The sequence below is a fragment of the Rufibacter latericius genome (genome assembly GCF_003721515.1).
Lineage (GTDB): Bacteria > Bacteroidota > Bacteroidia > Cytophagales > Hymenobacteraceae > Nibribacter > Nibribacter latericius.
On the sequence record NZ_RJJD01000004.1, the window covers coordinates 374,626 to 396,566 of the forward strand.

The following is a 21,941-nucleotide window of genomic DNA, read 5'->3' on the forward strand; positions in this document are numbered from 1 at the left end:
GCTATAGAAAAGAAATCGGCTCTGCGGCATCGCTGTTAGAACCCATTATACTCTCTATTGTATCTTGATCAGGCGCATATAGTCTAACATGGCGCGGTTTACCTCTCCGTTCATGTTCTCGTTGGCAGGATCTAAGGCTAGGGTCAATTCATGGCTGCCTTTCTCCAGTTTTACCTGCACTGCATTGGTAAAGCCCCAGTCTGACCACTCGTCTGTTCCCCTTTGCGGCAACACGATAGTGCCTAGGAGGCTATTGCCTTTCTTCAAGGTGCGGATAGCACATTTGTTAGAGGTATTGATAGGACCTTCACCGTTGGCGTAACGGAAGTCAACGGCATAAACGCCGCTTTCAGGCACAGACACAGTAAATGCTGGGGCCGTGTTCTTCGTCTTGCTGATTTCCACAAACCCCTTTCCTGAGAACCCTTTATATGCTTGGGTTGCCTTTGCTAGGCTGGTCTCTGCTTCATGAATGATTTGCTTCCCGTTTGGCACTACCATTATTGGCTCGGTCGCGAAGGACTCATATCCTTTGGTGTCTACAGCAACCACCTGGTACTCGGCATATTCATTGGGATTTACTTTGAACAGGGTCTTGTCTGTTTCTTTCATCCGCTGACCATTCTTAAGTACCAGATATCGTTTCACGCCCTCTGCGGTATTCCAGGAAAGCGTGGCATTAGCGAAGGTCACTGTAGGAGCAGCCGGAGCGAACTCAACTGCCATCCGGTTCACTTTTTCTTCCCTAAAGGGCTTGTTTGCTAACACTATCTTCACTTTGTGTAGCCCTGTCAGATTACCCGAAATCTCTGAGTTGGGCAACGGCTGATTGTCTATGGTAATGGATTGGATTTGGTCACCATAGCCGTCCATTTCAATGTCCAGCACAGCATTGCGGTATTTGAAGTTGATAAGCTGACGCTTACCGCCGAACGCCTGCGGCACCACGGGATTAAATACCAGACTATTGGCGCGATACTCCATCCCAAAGAGGACTTTATAGGTCATGCTCAGGTTCCCGGCCAGACTCCAGAGCATGTTGCTGGAATTAATCTGGGTACCAGCATAGTCCCCGTTGGTGGCCACAAAGTTTTCTTTGTTGGTAAGCCATAAGGCGGCGGGACGGTAAATGGCGCCCATACTCTCCACCAAAGCTGCTTCGTTCCCGGCTTTCGCGGCTGCCAAAGACCAATACGACTGCACAAAGGGCCAGGTGGCGTTATTGTGGTACGGCGGAATGTTAGGAATCTGCGGATAGATGTTGGTGATCCCAAACGGAGTCACCGGGGTATTGGCCACAATCTGTTTCTGTTTACCTCTATCTGCGATGTCAAACAGCACGCTCAAGGCCTCTCCTAGTGCTTCTGCTTTGGGAGAAAGGGTCAGATAGTTCCGTCCGTAAAGATATTGTCCGTAGTAGCCTTTCTCGGGCATCCAGAGGTAGTCATTGATACCCTGCTTCACTTTTTGAGCAATCCCCTGGTATCTGGCCGTAGCCGGGGCATCTTGCAGCAAACCCGCCATCTCTGCCAGAATTTTATTGGCTTGGTAGAAAACCGCGTTAGTACCCAAGTTCTCCGAAGCGTAAATGTCCACGGGCTGCATCCACTCAGGGTATGTCTGCTCCCTCCAATCCAGGAAAGAGGACTCGCCCCGGAACAAGCCCGTTTTAGGGTCATACACGTTCTTCAAATCATCTTCCATAGTGTTTTTGATGATTTGATACGATTCCTGAAGCCACGCTTGGTCACCGGTCACTTTGTACAGTTCCCAAGCGGCTACGGCCCAAACAATGCGGTCTGAAGATGCTGGATACGCGCCGCCTGTACCAGTGTCTTGGATAATACGCCCGTTTTTCACCTTACGCATAAGGCTGTACTGGGCAACCTTGGGCTGTAGGGCCGCCATGGAAAGGATGATGCTGTAGCTGATGTCCCTAGTCCAGACACCGGCCCATTCTTTCCCGGTTCTGAACGTACTGTCCGGTTCTACGGCGTTGATCATTTCTTCCAGGGCCTGGTTGTACAAGGCATCTACTACCGGATAGTCTGATCTGTACTGAGGGAAAGCGGAGGCGTTGCGGGTCATCTTCCAGGTAGAAGCCGTGACGGTTTCATCCTGCGATGGGTTCAAAACCAAATCCAGTTCATAGATGCCGTCTTTGTCTGCATCTTTCAGTTCCAGGTTCTTGTAGTTGTGCAGGTTGTCAAAGTCCCAGGTCAGGGGAGCCGTTCCCCCGGCCACAAAAACACCCTTGAAGTCTTCTTTGTAAATTTTGTCGCCGTTGAAAGCAGTATAGAAGCCTGTTTTTGAAAACGCCTCTAAAACGGGGCGCATATCCAGCCGAATTTTTAGTTTGGTGTCAGGAGCCAAGTAGGTATTGGGCGGGATTTTGGAGCCTATAGTATTCTGGGTGCCGAAGACGATCAAAGGGGTTTCACAACCTCCATTTTCTGAGATACATGCAAAGGAATGGTCTCTGCCTGACAGCATTTCATTGTCCTTGCCATTGATGCTAAACTTGAACTTCAGCTCGGGGCTCAGGAACTCCTTGGCCATGCTTTTGTAATTGGAGACCAGTTCTGTGGGGGAAAGCACTTTAGCCTCGAACTGGCCTTGAACAACGCGGTTCGGGTAAATGGTGTACTGCTCTGAATGGTAAATTGGCTGCTTTTGTCCAACCGGCGCTGCAGTTGCCGCAGGGCTGTTTCTTTTTTGCATCTGGCAGGCGCCAAAAAACAAAAGAGACAGCGCCAGACTTAATTGTACAGATTTGTTGCTCATAATAGTATGCAGGTAGGTCTTTTAAAGGGGATCTTTCAGGCACAAGTGGTCCCATGATAGGCCACGCCGAACCTATCGCTTCTTTTTTAAGCGTATAAAAAATTTGATATCTAAAAGAGGTAATCTCTTTTCAGGGCTATTTTTAGGAAAACAGACCTGAAAAGAGAACTACCAGGAACAGGAGATTGCCATTGTTTGAAACCAAGGCACTTTGGTGAGTGACTTAATATTCTACCACAATCATGCTCCAATACTGTAGTTCCGGAAGCGTAAAGCTGACACTGTTACCATTCTGGGTAAAGTTTAGTGATCTGGAAGCGCCGCCGATGTTATCAGGTGACGCGCACCACACTTTCTTCACTGTTCCGGTGGCCGTGAATGTTAGCTTAGAATCTTTTACCTGCAGGGGTGCCGTCTGGATGCCTGTGTTGTCTCTCCAGTTCTGGGTTTTGGCGTTTTTGAAGTTGATCAGATGGATGACCTGATTGGTGCCAACCTGCTTGCCAATTGCCGCTACGGCTCCAGTGGAGGCTGGCCAGTTGGCTATGCTCATTTTGCCGTTGGTAGAAGAGAGCGTCACGTTGTTGAACGTACCGCCATCGCGCAATAGGTTTTGGTAAGCCACCAAAAAGTCATAGTAGTTGACCATGGCGTTTTTGAGGTCCTGCTTCATCACCAGATTGCTGTTGGGGAAATACTCGTTAGCTAGCATATGTTCTCCGAGTTCCAGGTGGGAACCACCAAACGCGAAGATCACGGCGTTGGTCATCAGCACCGAAGGCGTATTAAAGAAGCCTGCATTTTTAGACAAATCGTAGTTCACGTAGGCCGCCAGTACCGTGTTCTTAGTGTTGTTGCTGAGGGTGTTGTTCTGCTTGATCAGGTTCGCCAGATCATTATAGGTGTCAAACGGACTCCAGACTTCGGTGTAAAGAAAATCGGCATTGGACTCTGCTATCCCCTGTTGCCCGTATTGGGCTACTGCGTTCAGAACGGCGTATTTGTTTGGTGCCTCAGCTTTTACCGCATTGATGAACGGCTTAAAGGTAGAAGCCAAGTTCAATGCACTCCCATCGTATTTGTAAGAAGTGCCTCTGTTGCCTAGTTGGTCCATGTGAAAACCATCAAACGCCAAGGCCTGGTACACTTTTTTGTTCTGGTTGATCAGGTATTGCTGCCAGCCGGTACTAGAAGGGTCTAGCAGGTAGATGTTGCTTAGGAACGGAGACCCCAGCGGATGGAAATCCCTGTTAGTGCGGGTGTTGTCTTTATACACAAACCATTCCCTACTCACGCCATCTGCTTCGGCGTTATCCCACGCCCCATAGATCAAGTTGTACTGCATGGCTTTCATATTGAAGCCATGAGCGCTGCTGATGTACTTCTCAACGGTGTTAAAGTAGATATCACGGTTGATGATGTCTTTCCATGTACTGGCCGGGATAGAGCCATTCATTGGAAGCGGCATATGATGTTTGTTGTGCCAGTCATAGAATTGGATACCGTTGATGTGGTGCCGGTTGAGGTTGGTGGTTACTGCGTTTACCTCTGCATCATTTAGCTGCGGAAATTTAGACACAAAGCCATACCTCGGAAATTTGATCCAATCGGAGGAAACATCCACCCCTATAGTGGCATGAATAGTTTCTGTGTCATTGGCTGTGCTGAACACCTCGGCCAGGTAACCCCTGAAATCTGTGGCGGGCGCTTTCCAGGTCCAGGTACTAGCCGTAACCGCTGCTTCACTCACCACTTGGTTCAGGTATTTGTACCTGACTTTTGCATTGGCGGGTAATTTGGAGAAATCAACCGTAAAAGTGACGTCACTGCCAGGCGCATAGGCTGCTTTATCAGTGGAGATAGCTACGTTCCCGTACGCCGGAGTACCGGAGTTTGCCGGAACTTCAACGGGGGTGGGGTCAGCCTCACTATTGCTTTCTTTGCAACCTAATCCTATTGACAGCACAAGCAAACAAGACCAAAAAAGTTTAGATGTCATAATATGGTAATTTGATGCCGGCCTTCCTACTGGAGGCAAGGCCGGCATTATGTAAGTGAGAGCAGATTATTGCTTTTCAAACTTGATGGTTTCATGCAGCACATCTACAGTAATCTTGTAGTTGCCTGCCTGATCGGCAGAGATCTTCCACTTGTTGTCGGGCTGACCACCCGGCACAAATTTGATCTCTGTACTGGTAACATCTTCGTTGGCCGTTACGGGCATGTAGAAGTCTCCGCCCCAGTTTCCGGTAGTTACTGGGAATTTGAGTTCACCTGCTTTTAAAGGCCCGGTATAAGTGAAGATGAAAGGGTTGCTGGCATCTTTCACGAATGGAGTTGGAGCATCAATATTCCATCCTGCCGGTGTGGCATCTCCTACCAAATAAAGCGTTGCAGGAGCCGTAAACGGCATGATGTTTATCTTCATGGTTTCCAGATCAAGCTTAATCTTGTAAGCCCCTGCCGTAGTAATTTTCCACTTCAGGTCTGGCTGACCGCCTCTTACCAATTGAACACCCGTTAAAGACAGATCCTGGTAATTGGTTAAGGGCATATAGAAGTCAGTTCCCCAGTTGCCGGTAGAGGTTGGGAATTTGAATTCACCAGCCTTCAGCACTTCATTGTAGGTGAACACATATGGATTTGACCGGTCTACCCGCAACTTATTGGGGTTGTCAATGTTCCAGCCATTTGGCGTAGCATCCCCCACAATCCAGAGTTCTGAGTAAGGTGGCGCAGAGCCTTCTTCAATGGAGATGGTCTTATCCAGAAGACTAATAGAGATACTATACAGTCCTGGGGTTGTAATGGTGAATTGGTTATCTGGCTCACTGTCTGATGTACGGTAAACCAACAAGTTTTCTGTAGCACCTTTGTTGTAAGAAGGTAGAAAAGCACCTTTGGTAGTGATGAACTTAAAAGACCCGGCTTTAAGTCTGCCCTGCCAGCTAAATCTGCCTGGGGAGGAGGGATTCAACGTTAGAGGGGTGGCATTATCGGCACTCCAGCCATTTGGTGTGGCGTCACCAATCAAGTACAAGGTGGTAGAGACTGGTTGGTAAGGGGTTACTTTCAGGGTGGTAGTGGTAGAGTCTGACAAATCAGTGCCGGAAACCTTTGAAACTACTTTGGCTTCAATGGTAGTCTCCACCCCGGGAGTAAGGTTCAATCCTAGCAAAAGATCATTAAATTCTTTCACGCTGTACTTCTTCTGGAAGCTGGCTTTGCCCATATCGGCTACCACAGCGTTCTGGAAATTGTTTCCTTGCCGGTCCAGGTAAAGGGTATAGGAAATTGAATTGTTGGTGCCATAGTTAGAGCCGGTAGTCCAATTGAAGGCCACGGCCTCGCTGGCTGCTATGGTTTCCTGCAGGACCACGCTTTCTTTGCTGGTAGAAAGAGCCAATGGCGCATTTACACCTTGGTCGAACTCGTCGTAAATATCGGTTTTACAAGAGACCCCTAATAAGGTGACCAGTAGGAGCAGCATGGCAGAGAACCAGCTTGCTTTTTTAGGAAGGATTAGAATATTTTCCATATCTGTCAATGAGAATGAATAGGCCAATGATTAGTAACCGGGGTTTTGAACAAGGTTAGGGTTTGCCGTTACTTCCTGTTGCGGAATGGGTAACAGCATGTGCTTAGTGCTGGCGTTTGTCTTGCCTAAAGAATGCAGGTAAGGCACAAAATACTGGCCGTTGTCATACCGGATGATGTCAAACCACTGGTGTCCTTCAAAGGCTAGCTCAATCCGACGTTCTTTTCTGATGGCTGTTCTCAAAGCAGCTTGGTTAAGTCCGGTGATATTCGGCAGTCCTGCTCTCAGGCGTACCCGGTTCAGCGGTCCTCCACTGTTAATGCTGGTGGCGGGGGCTTGGGCCTCATTTGTTCTGCCTAGTTCATTCAGGGCTTCGGCTTGCATCAAGAGGACATCGGCATAGCGCAGTACCGGGAAGTTGGCCGGGTTGGTGTTGTATTCCGGGGAGACAGATTTTGGTACTAGGAACTTGCGCAGGTTATAACCAGTCACAGAGTAAGATTTCTTGTACACCTGTCCGTCAAAGTCAGGTCCGCCTTCGTACAGGATGGTTTTGTCTTTTCTTAAGTCGCCTGGTTCATACTGGTTCACGAACTCCTGGGTAGGCTGGTTCCAGCCATAGCCCCCCGCTACCATGTTGGCGTTTCTAGGCCCCGTGAAGGTGCTCACCCAGGAGGCCATCTGCTCATTGCCGCCAAAGAAATCAGCGGTGTTCACTTTGCCAGCGTACTGTACTTCAAAAAGGGATTCAGGTCCGTTTTCAGTTAAAGGGTTGAAATTGGTACTGTAGTCTGGATTCAAGGTGTATCCCAGAGCGGTCACTTGCTCGCACAATTCCACGGTTTTGGCATAATCTCCTAAAGTCAGGTACACCTTGGCCAATAAGCCAGTGGCAGAACCTTTAGATGCACGTCCGATATCGGCGCCGGAGTAAGTTTCTCTTGTTGGCAATAATTCAATGGCCTCGGTTAAATCTTGAACAATTTGGGCATATACCTGATCTTTAGGCGTATGCGAAGGATAAAGATATTCCTGGGTCGGGGTATCAGGAGCATCGGTAATCAGGGGCACATCACCAAAGGCTCTAACCAGAATAAAGTAATACAAGCCTCTCAGGAACTTGGCCTCACCCAGAATGCGGTTCTTCAAGCCTTCCTCCATTTCAATGGCTGGCACGTATTTCAAAACCACATTGGCCCGCAGGATTCCGGGGGAAGGACCCCGCCATAAGTCCAGAGCAGCCTCGTTGGCGGTGGTCAGAACAAAGTTGGAGACATCCTGCGTCCCGATCCCATCGGTACCGCCCCCAGCTCCCACAATGCTGTTACCCGCCCAGATGTCTGATCCCCAAATCTGGAAATTGTACAGCTTGGGCCACATCAGGGGCTGGTAAGCACCATTAATGGCCGCAATGGCATCTTTCTCGGTTTTGTAGAAATTCTGTGGGTTAATAGTGTCTAAGGGGGTTCTATCTAGGTAATCTTCGCAGCTTCCAAGCCCCAAGGTGAGCAACAGAGCCGCCGTATATTTTATAAATGATTTCATGCTCGTTCGTTTAAAGGATTAAAAACCAATGTTGATGCCAGCACTCAGGGTTCTGGACAAAGGGTACACACTCAGGTCTACCCCGCTGGTACCCACTTCTGGGTCAAACCCGGTGTAGTTTGTGAAGGTGAACAGGTTCTGTCCCGATACATAGATTCTGGCGGAACTCATCTTCACCCTTTGAGTAAGACTTTGCGGCAGAGTATAGCCCAAGGTCACGTTTTTTACCCGCAGGTAAGAACCGTCTTCAATAAAGCGGGTAGAGTTTCTGGTGTTCTTGTTTGGGTCATTAAAGACCGCCCGTGGCATGGTGGTACTGGGATTAGACTCTGTCCAGCGGCCCAAGACCGCTGTGGTCTGGTTCTGAGCCACCGCCATTCCTTCTTGAAAGATTCTGTTGGCGTTGAAAATGTCATTGCCTTCCACCCCTTGCAGGAACAGAGTAAAATCAAATTCTTTCCAAGCAACGGTGTTGTTCATGGCAAAGGTGAACCGTGGGTTAGGGTCCCCGATATAGGTACGGTCCGCGTCAGTGATCTGGCCGTCGTTATTGATATCCAAGAACTTGACATCGCCTGGGGCGGTGCTGTTGAATGGGTCAGCGCCTTGCTGCTGGCGGGCATAGTTGTCTACTTCTTCTTGGGTCTGGAAGATGCCATTCATAATGAAGCCGTAGAACGAGTTGATAGGGTAGCCCACTTTTTGACGGTTAATCTGCCCGATACCCCCGTACAAAGGCACATCGCCGTTCAGGTTCAGAACCTCGTTCTGGTTGATGGAGAAGTTGAAGTTCGTACTCCAATCTATTGCGCCGGTCAGGTTCTGGGTATTTACAGCAAACTCAAGCCCTTTATTCCGGACCTTCCCGAAGTTGATACTCGGCACAAAGATGTCTGAATACCCAGTGGTTACAGGCACGTTCATAGGCACCAACATGTCATTGGTATTTTTCAGGTAAGCATCTACCGTCATGTTTATTCTGCCATTTAAGAAAGCAAGGTCTAAACCGATATTAGACTGCTCCACTTCTTCCCAGCGTACGTCTGCGTTTGGCAGCACTACCGGTACCACTGAGTTTACCACAGTGTTGTTGAATGTTGCTTCCCCAATGGTTAATCTGGAGGCATAAGCATAGTTGCCAATGTTCTGGTTACCGGTAATACCGTAACCTACCCTTAATGATAAATCACTTAACCAACCTATTTCCTTTAAGAAGCTTTCTTCTGAGATCCGCCACTTAGCCGAGGCAGACGGGAAGGTACCATAGCGGTTGTTAGGCCCGAAGCGGCTGCTGCCATCGCGGCGGATGTTGGCGGTAAGTAAATATTTGTCATTATAGTTGTAGTTCACCCGCCCTAAAAGCGAGAAAAGGGCCCAATCGCTGGCGTTTCCACCGGAAGGAAGCGTTAAAGTGGCATTGTCCAACTGCTGGGCATCATCACTGATGAAATCTTGCCCGGCGGCATTGATTTGGTCATAGCGGTTGTCCTGGGCGCTAGTTCCTGCCAGAATGGTAAGGTGGTGCTTGTCCCCAAAGGTGGCATTATAGGTAAGGTAATTGTCCCAAAGTTTGGTGATGCTTTTGTTAGATCCTTGATAAAGGGTGCTGAACTCATTGGCAATGGGTTTCCAAGCATATTGCGGCGACCAACTTCTGCTGTCCCAAAAGGCAGCCTGGATACCTAACGTGGTTTTGAACGTTAACTGTGGCAGAATAAGGAACTCTCCGCTAAGGTTGCCCAATACATTGTAACCGGTTGTAGTATTGTCATTGATGAGCGCTTGGCCTATGGGGTTGCGCACATCGCCATACCAGCTGCTTTGGCCTTCCGGGCCAGACCAAGTGCCATCAGGGTTGTAGATCGGCTGAACCGGCAGGGCTGCCATGGCATTCCTGATATCTATGGACCCACTGCTTTTTTTGTCATGGCTTAACAAGAGGTTATTAGAAAGTTTAAACCACTTAACAAAGTTATTTTCGCTGTTGAGGGTGAGGGTGTAACGTTTGTACCGGTTGTTGATGACAATTCCATGCTGGTCTGTGTAAGTACCCGATGCATAGAAGTTAGACTTCTCGGTACCACCTGAGTAAGAAAGAGAATAGTTCTGCTGGGGTGCCGATTGGAAATATTCACCTAGCCAATCTGTATTGGTAGTAATAGCCGCAGGATCAGCATAGGCTGGGTTCTGCAGCTGATCATTATTAGCCATGATCTCATTGTGCAAAGCAGCGAACTGAGCAGAGTTCAACATCTCCACCATATTAGTGGCTTGCTGTACTGCTGTATACGCTTTGAACTCAAGACGTCCTTTGTCAGTACCTCTTCTGGTGGTGATCTGTACTACCCCATTGGCACCTCTTGAGCCATAGATAGCAGTAGCAGAGGCATCTTTCAGAATGTCCATGGTGGCAATGTCATCTGGGTTGATGGCATTCAGCGGAAGGTCAGTGGGTACACCATCAATCACAATAAGAGGATCACTGTTCCCAATAGTACCAGTACCTCTTACTCTAATAGTTACGTTGCTGCCCGGAGCCCCTGAACCAACTACCTGTACCCCGGCGGCGCGTCCCTGCAAGGCCTGACCCGCATCTGGTACAGGTAGTGACCGGGTTTGCTCCATGTTCACCGAGGAAACAGAACCAGTTATTTCTCTTCTGTTTTGAGTACCGTAACCAACTACTACTACTTCATCCAAGGCTTTGGCATCTTCTCTTAAAACCACATTCACATTGGTCTGTGTGGTTAGCGGAATTTCTTGGTTAAGGTAGCCGATGTACGTGATCAGTAAGGTGCCACCCGCCTCGGGGACCGGAATGCTGAATTTACCGGAGCCATCCGTAGCAGTGCCTACAGTGGTGCCTTTTAAGACAACCGAAACCCCGGGAAGACCTATGCTGTTTACATCTACCACAGTTCCCGATATAGTTCGGGTGCTTTGGGCCCACGCGGGTAGGGTGAGGAAAAGAAACACCACTAGGGCAGCCACATGCCCATGCCACCTGGAAGAAAGTCCTTTCTTGCAGAAAACACAATCCACAAAAGAACTATGCTTTGGTGGCCACTGAGTTAAAAGTTTGGTCATAAAGGTGTGAAGTAGGTTATGTTAGCTATTAAAATTTGCCATTTTGTTAATTCTGAGAGGCTGTTCGTCAGAAGAGAAGCGCAAGAATAAGTGAAATAAAAAGCGTGCTTATTCCTTGTTTACAAATTTGGGATTCTTACTAGCCAAGTAGAAGAAAGTGAAATGGAAAGTAACTATTTTCAGTGGTAAACTATGTATAACTAAATGAAAGTCAGGATTTTAAAATTTAAAAATACCTTATTGGGGTATTGAAAAAGTAAATGGTTTTTAGCTTAACAAGGCCAATTTGTGTTGATTTTCACACCATTCTTGATTTTTTAGACATTGATTGAGCCTCTACTAGGGAAGCAATACTATCGCAATGGTTTTAACAAAATCTCAAAAAGGCACCTTGTCTGCGACTGGAAATATTATGTACCAAAACAATAGGAGGTCCTCAGTTGGCGGCTTGGAACTGGGTAAAAAAGGAAACCCCTTTTCGGATTCTTTTTGTGAAAAGAGCGCCGAAAAGGGGTTTGCTGAATCTCTGGTTAAGAGGTGGCTTCAGATATTCTCAAGGCCAGCCTAAAAGGCTTTGATCTCCATGATCTTTTCTTCGAAGTCATCATTGGGCAAGATAGACCGGTTCTTGACCTTGGTTTTGTAGTTGTAGATGGTTCTCACGGAGTAGTCCAGGAATTGAGCCACCTGCTCATGGTCGGTGATGCCCAAGCGTAGGAGTGCAAAGATTCTGAGTTCAATGTTGAGGGAATTTTTGTCTTTGAGCCTGATTTTGTCTTCCTCCTTGAAATAGGAGTTGAAAGTAGAGACAAAGTTAGGGAACAGTTTCAGGAAGGTCTGATCAAAACTCTGGAACAGCAACTCGCGCTCGTTCTGCACATTAATGCTCTTCATGGCATGTCCGATCTCGTCATACTTCTTAGCCATGAGTTTGCGATCAATGGATTTCTTGAACTTATCTATCTTGTCTAGGTACGTGGACTGGAAGTTGAACGAGTAGCCAATGTACTCCTCCTTAATTACGTTTGCCTCAATCAGCTTATCATTGGTTTCCCGCAGCTGATCATAGGCATCGGTGAGGGTCTGCTTGGCTCCCACCAGTTCATCGTTCGTTTTCTGCAGCTTGTCAAAGGCTTCGGTGAGGGTGCGTTTTGCCTCCCGCAGTTGTTTCAATTGCCGGAAGATGATGTAGGCGAAGACAAGCACCAACAAGGACAATACGGTGACCACGATGGCGTAAACGTAAAGCCGTTGGCGCTGCCCTTCCACTGTAGTCAGGCGCTCGCCCTCAATAATAGGCAGAATGGCTGCTACCTGAATAGTCCGTTGTTTGGCCCCGTAAAACGTGGCATCTTTCAAAGCCTGTTTGATGTACTCATAAGCTCTTACCTCATCACCGGTTTTGTAGAGGAACTCCGCAAGGGTCATGAGCGCCACACCTTCTTTTACTGAGCCTTTCAGGTCGGCTATGGCGGCCTTGGCCATCATCTCAATAGCTTTTTCCTTGTCACCTCTGTTGTAGTAAATGTTGCCTAGGGAGTTTGCAGCCATCGCATATTGGTTTAGCGATGGGTGGAACCTGTCTAGAATAGTCTGAAAGTAGTCACGCGCCTCGTCTGGTTTCCCAGCTATCTCTGATCGCATCCCATTCAAGGCATGGAACCGCAGATCACTCCCGGTGAGCATGGCAAGGGCAGAATCCACATAGGCCTCTCCTTTGTTCCTGTAGCGTGTGGAATAGTAGATATCTTGGGTATAGCCAGACAGGTCATAGTACGCCCGCGATTTTAGGGCATAGTAGTCTACCTTCACACTATCGGGCATGTTCGTGACCCCAATGGTTTCCAGTGAGTCGAGGGCCTCATTGTACATACCTGATGAAACTAGGATAAAACTTAGTTTCAGCTTGGCGTGCGTAATCCTGACTGGGTCCTGAAGGTCTCGTGCCACCTCCTGTAATTTGAGTGCATACGCAAAAGCTGAGTCATATTTGAAAGCCCGATACTGATATACGAGTTTATCATACAGGGCAAAGTGCTGAAGAGGTGAATTGGTCTCCTTAAGGCTCTTTTTGAGCCTATTTAGTTGATTGTTTTTTATGTCTATAAAGCTGTCATTCCTTTTGATTGTACTAGATAGCTCATTGAGTAAGCTATCAGTACTAGATGATGCCGAAACAGTTAATGAGGTTAATATGAATAAGAACAACAGAAATATTGTAACATACTTGTTCTTCATGGATATATTTAAGAGAAAGATTTAAGAGGCAATTACAGGGGGTAGATGTAAAGTTAGCAAATACTCCCTCAACTATTAGTATTGGTCTTCTCCTTTGGGTGTTTGGTATTTAAGGTGCGGGGGTATGTTGACCCGATTGGAATGCCTTGGGTCTGACCGGGTGGGTCTGTTTTGGCGGTCCTGCATTCTTTTGACAAAAATGTGTGAGCCACTGATACAGTAGGATTCCTTGGGAAACGGAAACCCTGCTTCCCTTAGGCTTCATCTGACTTTGTCAATTGTAATGGGGACCCGTCAAGCAGAAATCTCTTGCGGCACCCTTGCACTTGTTGCACTATTAGCTCGCTTTACCTTCATCACAGTATTGGGCGATACACTGCAGAGGGTGGCGATCTCCCGTATGGAGCATCTCCCTTCCTCTAAGTAGCTCACGACCCCTCTGTTCTCCTCCAGGAACCTCTCTGTGCTCTTAGTTGATCCCTTGGGACGGGCGATGTGCTTGCCCTGCCGTTTCGCCTCCTGCTGGCCTGAAACGATCCGCTCCACGGTCGTCTCCCGCTCCATCTCGGCCAAGTCCGCCAATATGCCCAGGATCATCATTGTGACGTGGTCCTTCCTCCTCCGCTTGTCCAGCGAGCGCAGGTTCTTGTTCACCACGTGGGTGCAGACGCCGTAGCCTGCCAGTTCCAGGATCAGGTTCCGGACATCCATGGCGTCCCTGCCCAGCCTCGACAGCTCCAGGCAGACCACCTCCGTGATCTCGCCCTCTCTGGCCATCTCCAGCACCTTCTCCATGCCAGGCCGCTGGTAGCGGTGCCTCGTGCCGGAAACCGTCTCACAGGCGGTGTAAACCACCTCAAAGCCATGCCTGAGTGCGTAGTCATGGAGTTCCGTCAACTGGCGGTCGGTGTTCTGTTTGGCGGTGGAGACGCGGAGGTAGAGGGCTGCTTTCATGGGTTTCGGGTTAAGGTTGAAGGACCTGAATTTACGTGTTTGTGTCAGCAAAAGCTATAGCTTACCGTGATACAGCGAAAGGTTAGTTTCGAGTGCCTCTGTAACTGTTGAGGGGCATATAAAAAAGGGGTACTTTTTTTGACACACCCCAGGGGAGAGGAACCCCTATTTGACGTTAGCTTGTCATCATGGGGTGAATCTGAGGAGAAACAAATTCAAACATAGGAGCGGGACGCAGACTAAGCCTAGCCGACATGCCAGGTAAAGATGGCCCGGCTAAAGGTGAGAAAAGATACAGGAATTTAAGGGAGGTAGCCTCGCGGCATTTGTAGAGGGATTAAAGGTGACGGGTTACGGCAGGAAGTCCCGTTCAGGCTATTACCCTGCTTTGAAGTACACGTTAAAGGTGGAGCCTTTGCCCACTTCGCTCTCCACCTCGATCTTCCCGCCTTCCTCCTCCACCATGTTCCTGACGATGAACAGCCCCAGCCCGGTGCCCTCCACGTCCTCCGCCAGCCTGGTGTACCGCTCGAAGATCACCTCTCTCTTGCCTTCCTCTATGCCTCGCCCGTTGTCTCTCACGGAGAGCACCGTGTATCCCCCGGAACTCTCCGCCTTGATGTGTACCTCTGGCTCCCGGTCGGGTGCCTTGTACTTGATGGCGTTGCTCAGCAGGTTGTAGATGACACTCCTGACGTTCTTGCGGGATAGGTTTACCTCGGATTGGTGTATCTCGGTAGTGACCTTGGCTCCGGTCTCATGTATCTGGTCCTTGAGGGCAAGCTGGGCATCCTCTATCAGGTTCTCGATGTTCACCCGCTCGGCGGCATTGGCGAAATCGGAGTCGCTTTCCTTGATGTCCGTCAGGTCGGTCAGCGTTTTGAGGGCATGCTCCGCGGACCGGCCCAGCAGGTCCACTATCTGCCGGGTGTCCTCCTCGCTGGTGGAGGGGTCTTTCAGCAGGTTGACCAGGCCGCTCATACTGGCGATCGGCCCCCTCACGTCGTGGGAGATGGAGTAGATGATGGTGCGGTATTTCTTGTTCAGCTTCTCGTACCCGGCAAGGGCTTGGACCCGCTCGTCGATATCCACGAAGGTGATGATGACGCCGTTGACCCGGTTCTCTTTCCTGACGAGGTAAGGCAGGATGTCCATCTGGTACCATTTCCGGTCAGTGGTCTGGATGTCTTTCCGCAGGTCCTCGCCGCCCCTGATCACCTCCTGGATGTTCTCGATGACGGTGGGGAAGCGGATGTTGTTGCACACCTCGTCTATGTGCCTGCCCACATCTTCCTGGGTTAGGCTGAAATGCGTCATGGCGGCGGGGGTGAACTTGCGCAGGACCATCCCCGCATCCACGAAAAGCTGCGGGATGACGGTGTTGCTGAAATAGTTCTCCAGCTCATCGTTCAACTCAATAAGGTTGTTGTGCGCCTCTGGGTTCTCGGTTGGTTTCTCCATGGGGATGGCGGCTTTGTATAGATGCCTGAATATAGGTGTTTATACCCGAACAAAGGTATTTACCGGGTGCCAGGTGTTTAAAACGGATATATCTATCTATGGGTTCGGCCGTAGGGTGCATCTACGGGATCGGAAAGCCAGTGCCGGGACGCATGGACTTCGATAAAAGACATCTCGGTCAACCCCATGGGGAAAAGTTGCAGGCCTTGAGAGTAACGTTCATGTTTCCAGAGCCTTCGCCCAAAGTTAAATACGGGGAAAAATGTGCAAATACGGAATTTCAGACTCTGGCTCAACCTTGGGTTTTGGAAAGCTGTATCTCACAAAAGGCCAGTAATCTGAATCACCCCATGCGTCCCTTCCATCATACCGACAACGAACACTCAGAAGAAATAGGGAAGACCCTCTCACGTCACGTGGGGGAATACTCCACCACCCCGGGGGAATATTCCATTACGAAAGGAGACGTCACTGTTTACGGGTTCCATTCATTCTACGAGGCCTACATGTACGCCCTGAACAGGTTCTGCTCGGAGGATTTCCTGGTGAGCAAGGACTCTTGATAATGCCCATCACCCCGAAAGTCCGGCGTATTTATCGTAACTTAAGGGAAGGAAGCCACAGAGTGAAATTCTTTCGGTTGCACACGCAACTGTTCCAGCCACCCTCCGGTCCCATCCTTTTACACCCCCTGTAACGCATGAACATCCCCTACTTGGACATCTCCGGCATCCTGGCCGTGCAGCACCGTGTGCTGAAAGACCTCAAGAAGAAGACCGGCCTGCGGCAAAGGGATTGGGAGGTGCTCTGCGCCTGTCAGCGGCTCTCCCTGGCCAAGTACCCCTTCACGACTGCCAAGGTGGACACCTACCTTTCGGGTGCTTACTTTCTGCACTGCCTGTATGACTCCATCAACCTGCTGCTGGAGAAAGGCTATATAAGGGTAGTGGTGGAAGGGAAGCCGTTCAGGCCCGAGTCGTATGAGATGACCTACGAGGGAAGCTCATTGGTGAAGAGGTGCTCGGATGAGATGCGCCGCCTCTGGGAAAGGCAGGAGGAGAACCTTTCCGGTAAGATGGTTGATAGGTTCTGGTAGTGGTTAACGCATCTATGTACTTCCGGCAAGCCCTTACTCTTCGTACAAGAGGAAATGCTCATGCTGGTAGATGCACGTCCACTCCTCGCCGCAAAAGATGGGATTAACCGCCGGCTTGCCGGTTTGCCGCTGCCGCTGCTCATAGATATAGTCCACCACGTCCGAGCGGTAGCCGATGTACTCCTCGGCCAGGAGTTGGGGGTAATAGTATGTCTTGCCCCCGACCACCTTGGAGGTGCCCTTGGTTCCCCTTGTTTGGTGCTCGAAGAAGTCCACCGCCTTCCAGTTGGCGTTCAGCCCGAAGGTGTACATGGTCTTCTTGACGATCTGGTGGGGCCTCCTATAGGCCTCCTCCAGCCTGAAGTCAATGCCCTTGCCGCCCTTGTCCTTCCGGACGAATACCTTCGCGATCTTAGTGTTGGACAGGATAAGGTCCCCGAAGGCCTCGTCCACGACGAGCTTCAGCTCGATGTCGGTCATATGGACGGGGAAGAAGAGCCCGCTCCCTGCGAATCTCTCGGTCCGCTGAAAGTTAAGCTTGAGGTTCCGCAGACTTGGGTCTGGCGGGTAGGTGGTAAGTCTGTTCTCGCTTTCCATGGCTTCGTGGGTTAGGTATCTTGGGATACTGCGAAGGTAAACAATCTTTGATTTTGGATGCATATTGACATCCAAAATATTTTCAGGGTAGGCCCAGATTTGCCGGGTGAAGAACCCTGAAGGAGTAAGAGCATTCGGCGCCCATCTGCGCAGACTCAGAATGGAGCGGGACTGGAGCCAGCAGGAGCTGGCCGACTCGGCCAATATCGCCAAGACCACGGTGCAGCGCATCGAGAACGCAAAGTTCACCGTTTCCCTAGACGTGCTCATCTCACTTAGCGAGGCACTGCAGATTCCCCTAAGGGAGTTGGTAGATTACCCCGGGGATAAGAAAAGCAACTGATTTGATTTCAGATAAGGCCTATACTACGCTACCTCAAACGCCCACACTTTATACCGCTCCTCTGCCTGCTCCAGAATCTCATCAAGTATCTCCTGCAGATCTTCTTTCACTTTAAAACGAAGTACCTTCTTTACGGCTAGTTGCAGTTGGGCTTTGGTGTCGTCTTTTTTGTACCAGTCCGGTTGGGAGGCGCTTTTCTTTACCTCGGCCAGGATCTTCTTCACCAGTTCTTTGATGAGATCAAAGTCCTGCACGGCGTTGGGGTGATTGGCTAGGATCTGATAGAAGGCTTCCTCTTCCTCGGTAAGGCCTAACTGATTCCGGAGCTTGTCTTCATCCTGCATCTGCTTGGCTACGTTGCGCAGCTTTTCCATGGCTACCAGGCTGTCAAAGAAGTGGGCGTGGTAGTCGGCGATGATTTTTTCTACCTCTTCTTTGAGCTTGCGGTACTTGATCAGGTTCTTGGTGGAGCGGACCTTGATCTCATCGTTCATGATCTGGCGCAGGAGTTCCAGCTTGAGCTCGTTGCCGGTCTTCTGTTCTTTGGCGGTGGCCAGGAACTCGTCATTGATGATGGAGATGTCAAAGCGTTCTATGCCGGCCATCTGGAACACGTCTACCACGTCTTCACTCTCAATGCTGCGGTGGATGAGGTTTTTAATCTGCTCCTGGCTTTTCTTGATATTGGTGGTGGGGTATTTCACCTTGCGCACCGCTGCGCCCACGTGCTGGAAGAAGAGAATGTCTACCGCAATGTCATTAATGGCAGCATGGTTTTTCACGATGGAGGCCAGGCTGCTGAGCTTCTTCTCGTTGAGCATGAACCCTTTGCAGAGCTCATCATCAGAGACCAGGTAGTTCGTAGCCAAGCCCACCAGTTTGAATTTCTCCGGACCCGTTAAGGCAAGCCAGTTCTGGTAAGTGAAACCAGGGGGCAGTTGCTCCCGCAGCAGGTCAATGATTTCCTGGGTGAGGGAGAAGGCTTCCTCTATCTCTACCGCCACGGCACATGAGCCGCCGGCGCCGGTATATTTCTTGGTAGCATCGCGCAGACGGTCACCAATGCCAATGTAGTCCACGATGAGGCCGCTGGGCTTGTCACGGAAGACGGTGGCCACGCGGTTCACAGCCTGGATGAGGTTGTGGCCGGTCATCACTTTGTCTACGTAGAGCGTGTGCATGGCGGGGTTGTCAAAGCCGGTGAGCCACATGTCGCGCACTATGACCAGTTGGAGCGGGTCATCCGGGTCTTTGAATCGGGTCTTGATGCCTTCCATGGCCTCTTTGGTGCGCACGTGCGGGTTCCAGGCAATGGGGTCTTTGGCGATGTTGGTGGTCATTATCACGGCTACCTCGGGGCAGCCGGGCAGTGCGGTGAGGGCGTCATAGAGCTTCACGCAGTTGCGGCGGCTCATGCACACCAGCATGGCTTTGCCGCTCAGGCTGGCGTTGCGGGCGGTGTAGTGCTTTAGAATATCACGGGCAATGGCAGCTACGCGCTCCTGAGAACCTGCGGCGTCCTCCATGGCGGCCCACAGAATCTTGTTCTTGTCGTTTTCTTCCAGACCGCCGGTAATTTCCTCGGCTTCTTCCTCTAGTTGGGCGTTGCCCAGGTGCAGCTTGGCCAGGCGCGGCTCGTAGTAAATGGGCACCACGGCTTTGTCTTCGGTGGCCTGCTTTATGTCATAGGTGTGTATAATGTCGCCGAACACGGCCACGGTATCGGCGTCCTTGCTGTCTACGGGCGTGCCGGTGAAACCAATGAAACTCGCCTGCGGCAGGGCGCGGCGCAGGTTGTTGGCAAAGCCCTGCACCAGGCCGTACTGGGTGCGGTGGCACTCGTCGGCAATCACAATGATGTTGTCACGGGAGCTGAGGACGGGGTGCTCCAGCTCGCGGCCGGTGGCCGTGTCTTTGAGGTTGAACTTCTGCACGGTGCTGAACACCACGCCGCCGCCCTCGCCGCTGAGCAGGGTGCGCAGCTCGTCGGTGGTGTTGGCGATGCTCACGTCGCCTACCAGGTCTTTGGCGGCCACGAAATCCTCGAAGAGCTGGCGGTTCAGGTCAAAGCGGTCTACCTGCACCACAATGGTGGGGTTCCGGAGCTGGGGCAACTGGCGCAGAATGCCGGTGTAAATGGCCATGGTGATGCTCTTGCCCGAGCGGGTGGTGTGCCAGATGACGCCAATGCGGCCATCGCCGAAGGGGCGCACGTGCTGGAGGGTTTCCTGCAGGGCGTACTGTATGCCGTAGAACTGGTGGTACTTGGCGCCTTTCTTGATGAGCTCGCCTTTGTCCAGCTCATGGAAGATGTAGTGGCGCACGTATTGGAGCAGGCGCTGGGGTACCAGCAGGCCTTTGATGAGGGTTTCCAGCGCGAAGCCGTTGTCAACCACGGCACGGCCGTCTATACTTTTCCAGGCGGCGTACCACTCCAGGCCGCTGCTGAACATGCCATGCAGGGTGGTCTGGCCATCAGAGACCACGGTGAGGGCGTTGTACTCAAACACCGCCGGAATGTCTAGGGTGTAGTGCTGTACCTGGTTGAAGGCGGCCTCTACGGTGGCGTCTTGGTTGAAAAGGTTCTTGAACTCAAAGAGCACCAGCGGCAGGCCGTTCACAAAGATGATAAGGTCTGGGCGGCGTTTGCCCTTGCCCACAATGGTAAACTGGTTCACTACCCTGAAGTCATTGTTTTCCAGGGTGTCATAGTCAACGGGATAGAAGTGGCCGAACTGGGGTTTGCCGTGTTCGTCTTTCCAGGTTTTGCTGATGCCTTTGCTGAGTTTGAGGTGGAAGGCATGGTTGCGCTGGGGCAGGTTTGTGCCTTTGTTGAAGAGGAACTCCTGCTTCAGCTCGGCCAGTACCTTGTCTGGCACCTGCGGGTAACGGCGCTTCAGGTAGGCGGCAAACGCGTCTTCCAGCACCACTTTGCTCTGGTCACGCTTTATCTCGGCGCCGTGTTGGTAAGTGTAGGGCGCCTGCTCCAGCAGCCAGGCAATGGCCGCTTCCTCTATGTCACTCTCAGCTAAGTACTGGCTCATGCAGGGCTTCCGGTTGGGTTTGCATCACGTCAATTTCTCCAGACATGAGTTTGGGGAGGAGATAATCTCTGGTCTCAATTAAAGTCCTTATTTCTTTGTTATTGTGAGTGACTTTGGTTCTCAATACTTCTATTTGATTACAAATAGTATCATGTAGCTTCTTAGGAGGTGTCACAACTTGCATTGTTTTCAAAGATTGGATAGTAACCGCTTTTTGCGTACTACCTATAGTGATATTGTCAATACTTGATTGACCTTTATCAGAAATCAGCCATTGGTAAACATAAATAGGGCCAACATAATCTAGATAATTTTTAATCCAAGTTATGTTTCCATCTTTAAAGTAGAACTCATCATCTTTATAGACGAGATACGGCACTCCTATTGTGCCCACCGAAGTTAGAAGAATATCGCCTTCTTTGGGAGCACCAAATTTTGCTTTTATTGAATTGAATTTTTCTTCTGTAATAAAAAGCTCTGTTGAGATAATACCAGCATGGTGCAATTGGATAATCTCTTTTCCTCGATAGAACGGTATACCTTCTGTTACATATTCATTGAGGAAAATTCTTTTGCTTGATGTTATATCAACCAAATCACCCAAAGTTTTTATTTTCCAGCCTTCTGGCAGGTTCTCTTCATCAATACCATTCACGAAATACTGTTGAAAGAGAGTTTGCACCATTTGCTCTAGCGTTTGGTTCATGCGGCGGTTCAGCTCTATTTTATCATCTAGCGCAGATAAGATTTCGGCTATGCGGATTTGCGTAGAAAAATCAGGTGCTGAAAATACATACCCTTGTATTCTTGTTGGTGCAGTATGTTTTACAGTAGTGCCTGTTGCGCCCCCTAGTACAAACGACTGATACGTTTTGGTTCTTAACAACCAATAGATGAACTCTTTGCTAAATTCTTTATTTTTAAATTGAAGTAAACCTATGCGCTGGTTATGATGTAATCTTTTGCCAGGAATTTCAGGAACGATAGCTGCGTAACCAAGCGTATCCCCATCCTTACTTAAATCAGTCATTGTAACTATGACATCACCTGGGTTGAGCACATAGCTTTCAATTGTTTCACCATTATAGTATTTATACTTGTCTTCCTTGAAGCCACCCCCAATATTAAAATTTCCAGGTGTTACAAGTAAATCATTAGTTGATTCAGTACTAAAGAATTCACCTTTGTACGCATACCCGTGCTTAATATCTACTATATTTCCAAGTCTATATGTTTTCCAGTTGGTCATTTTAT

At 49.7% G+C, this 21,941-nt stretch carries 14 protein-coding genes; 3 read left to right on the plus strand and 11 right to left on the minus strand.

The genetic code is table 11. The features are described 5' to 3' along the window. Nucleotides 1-54: 54 nt before the first annotated feature. The 8 genes from EFB08_RS09430 to EFB08_RS09465 form a co-directional block, all read right to left on the minus strand. Complete coding sequence (locus tag EFB08_RS09430; RefSeq protein WP_227006277.1) at nucleotides 55-2,721, minus strand: alpha-L-rhamnosidase-related protein; 2,667 nt, start codon at nucleotides 2,719-2,721, stop codon at nucleotides 55-57. A gap of 286 nt (nucleotides 2,722-3,007) precedes the next feature. Then, the gene (locus EFB08_RS09435; RefSeq protein WP_165864843.1) at nucleotides 3,008-4,783 is read right to left on the minus strand and encodes an endo-dextranase; all 1,776 of its coding nucleotides are present in this window, start codon (nucleotides 4,781-4,783) and stop codon (nucleotides 3,008-3,010) included. A 66-nt stretch (nucleotides 4,784-4,849) separates the two neighbouring features. After that, nucleotides 4,850-6,322 (minus strand): SusF/SusE family outer membrane protein, encoded by a 1,473-nt coding sequence (locus EFB08_RS09440; RefSeq protein WP_125077694.1) that lies wholly within the window; start codon nucleotides 6,320-6,322, stop codon nucleotides 4,850-4,852. A gap of 30 nt (nucleotides 6,323-6,352) precedes the next feature. Then, the gene (locus EFB08_RS09445) at nucleotides 6,353-7,867 is read right to left on the minus strand and encodes a RagB/SusD family nutrient uptake outer membrane protein (protein WP_123126694.1); all 1,515 of its coding nucleotides are present in this window, start codon (nucleotides 7,865-7,867) and stop codon (nucleotides 6,353-6,355) included. Between the two features lie 18 nt (nucleotides 7,868-7,885). After that, nucleotides 7,886-10,954 carry a SusC/RagA family TonB-linked outer membrane protein gene (locus EFB08_RS09450; RefSeq protein WP_123126695.1) on the minus strand — a complete coding sequence of 1,023 codons (3,069 nt, stop codon included), beginning with the start codon at nucleotides 10,952-10,954 and terminating at the stop codon, nucleotides 7,886-7,888. A gap of 564 nt (nucleotides 10,955-11,518) precedes the next feature. Then, nucleotides 11,519-12,904: a DUF6377 domain-containing protein gene (locus tag EFB08_RS09455; protein WP_125077695.1), complete on the minus strand. Its 1,386-nt coding sequence runs from the start codon at nucleotides 12,902-12,904 to the stop codon at nucleotides 11,519-11,521. 582 nt (nucleotides 12,905-13,486) lie between these two features. After that, complete coding sequence (locus EFB08_RS09460) at nucleotides 13,487-14,146, minus strand: recombinase family protein (protein ID WP_123126697.1); 660 nt, start codon at nucleotides 14,144-14,146, stop codon at nucleotides 13,487-13,489. A 378-nt stretch (nucleotides 14,147-14,524) separates the two neighbouring features. After that, nucleotides 14,525-15,607 carry a sensor histidine kinase gene (locus EFB08_RS09465; protein ID WP_123126698.1) on the minus strand — a complete coding sequence of 361 codons (1,083 nt, stop codon included), beginning with the start codon at nucleotides 15,605-15,607 and terminating at the stop codon, nucleotides 14,525-14,527. A gap of 350 nt (nucleotides 15,608-15,957) precedes the next feature. On the opposite strand from EFB08_RS09465, the gene EFB08_RS23335 reads away from it, so the two are divergent. Further along, nucleotides 15,958-16,170, plus strand: coding sequence for a hypothetical protein (locus EFB08_RS23335; RefSeq protein ID WP_125077696.1), 213 nt, complete (start codon nucleotides 15,958-15,960; stop codon nucleotides 16,168-16,170). A gap of 137 nt (nucleotides 16,171-16,307) precedes the next feature. Continuing rightward, nucleotides 16,308-16,703 (plus strand): hypothetical protein, encoded by a 396-nt coding sequence (locus tag EFB08_RS09475; RefSeq protein ID WP_123126700.1) that lies wholly within the window; start codon nucleotides 16,308-16,310, stop codon nucleotides 16,701-16,703. A gap of 33 nt (nucleotides 16,704-16,736) precedes the next feature. Here EFB08_RS09475 and EFB08_RS09480 read toward each other — a convergent pair whose 3' ends face one another. Then, a complete protein-coding gene (locus tag EFB08_RS09480) occupies nucleotides 16,737-17,300 on the minus strand; it encodes a hypothetical protein (RefSeq protein ID WP_125077697.1) in 564 nt (187 codons plus the stop codon). Nucleotides 17,301-17,406: 106 nt separating this feature from the next. On the opposite strand from EFB08_RS09480, the gene EFB08_RS09485 reads away from it, so the two are divergent. After that, complete coding sequence (locus tag EFB08_RS09485; protein ID WP_125077698.1) at nucleotides 17,407-17,643, plus strand: helix-turn-helix domain-containing protein; 237 nt, start codon at nucleotides 17,407-17,409, stop codon at nucleotides 17,641-17,643. A 23-nt stretch (nucleotides 17,644-17,666) separates the two neighbouring features. Here EFB08_RS09485 and EFB08_RS09490 read toward each other — a convergent pair whose 3' ends face one another. Both EFB08_RS09490 and EFB08_RS09495 read right to left on the minus strand, forming a co-directional pair. Next, complete coding sequence (locus tag EFB08_RS09490; protein ID WP_123126703.1) at nucleotides 17,667-20,687, minus strand: type I restriction endonuclease subunit R; 3,021 nt, start codon at nucleotides 20,685-20,687, stop codon at nucleotides 17,667-17,669. After that, the gene (locus EFB08_RS09495) at nucleotides 20,668-21,936 is read right to left on the minus strand and encodes a restriction endonuclease subunit S (RefSeq protein WP_123126704.1); all 1,269 of its coding nucleotides are present in this window, start codon (nucleotides 21,934-21,936) and stop codon (nucleotides 20,668-20,670) included. The genes EFB08_RS09490 and EFB08_RS09495 overlap by 20 nt, the downstream gene beginning before the upstream one ends. Nucleotides 21,937-21,941: the final 5 nt, after the last annotated feature.

Bases quoted from the DNA above. Each gene is read 5' to 3' on its own strand.
- EFB08_RS09475 (WP_123126700.1), top strand. From the start codon at position 16,308: ATGAACATCCCCTACTTGGACATCTCCGGCATCCTGGCCGTGCAGCAC.
- EFB08_RS09490 (WP_123126703.1), bottom strand. From the start codon at position 20,687: ATGAGCCAGTACTTAGCTGAGAGTGACATAGAGGAAGCGGCCATTGCC.
- EFB08_RS09430 (WP_227006277.1), bottom strand. From the start codon at position 2,721: ATGCAAAAAAGAAACAGCCCTGCGGCAACTGCAGCGCCGGTTGGACAA.
- EFB08_RS23335 (WP_125077696.1), top strand. From the start codon at position 15,958: ATGCGTCCCTTCCATCATACCGACAACGAACACTCAGAAGAAATAGGG.
- EFB08_RS09445 (WP_123126694.1), bottom strand. From the start codon at position 7,867: ATGAAATCATTTATAAAATATACGGCGGCTCTGTTGCTCACCTTGGGG.
- EFB08_RS09495 (WP_123126704.1), bottom strand. From the start codon at position 21,936: ATGACCAACTGGAAAACATATAGACTTGGAAATATAGTAGATATTAAG.
- EFB08_RS09480 (WP_125077697.1), bottom strand. From the start codon at position 17,300: ATGGAAAGCGAGAACAGACTTACCACCTACCCGCCAGACCCAAGTCTG.
- EFB08_RS09450 (WP_123126695.1), bottom strand. From the start codon at position 10,954: ATGACCAAACTTTTAACTCAGTGGCCACCAAAGCATAGTTCTTTTGTG.
- EFB08_RS09460 (WP_123126697.1), bottom strand. From the start codon at position 14,146: ATGAAAGCAGCCCTCTACCTCCGCGTCTCCACCGCCAAACAGAACACC.
- EFB08_RS09440 (WP_125077694.1), bottom strand. From the start codon at position 6,322: ATGGAAAATATTCTAATCCTTCCTAAAAAAGCAAGCTGGTTCTCTGCC.
- EFB08_RS09435 (WP_165864843.1), bottom strand. From the start codon at position 4,783: ATGACATCTAAACTTTTTTGGTCTTGTTTGCTTGTGCTGTCAATAGGA.
- EFB08_RS09465 (WP_123126698.1), bottom strand. From the start codon at position 15,607: ATGGAGAAACCAACCGAGAACCCAGAGGCGCACAACAACCTTATTGAG.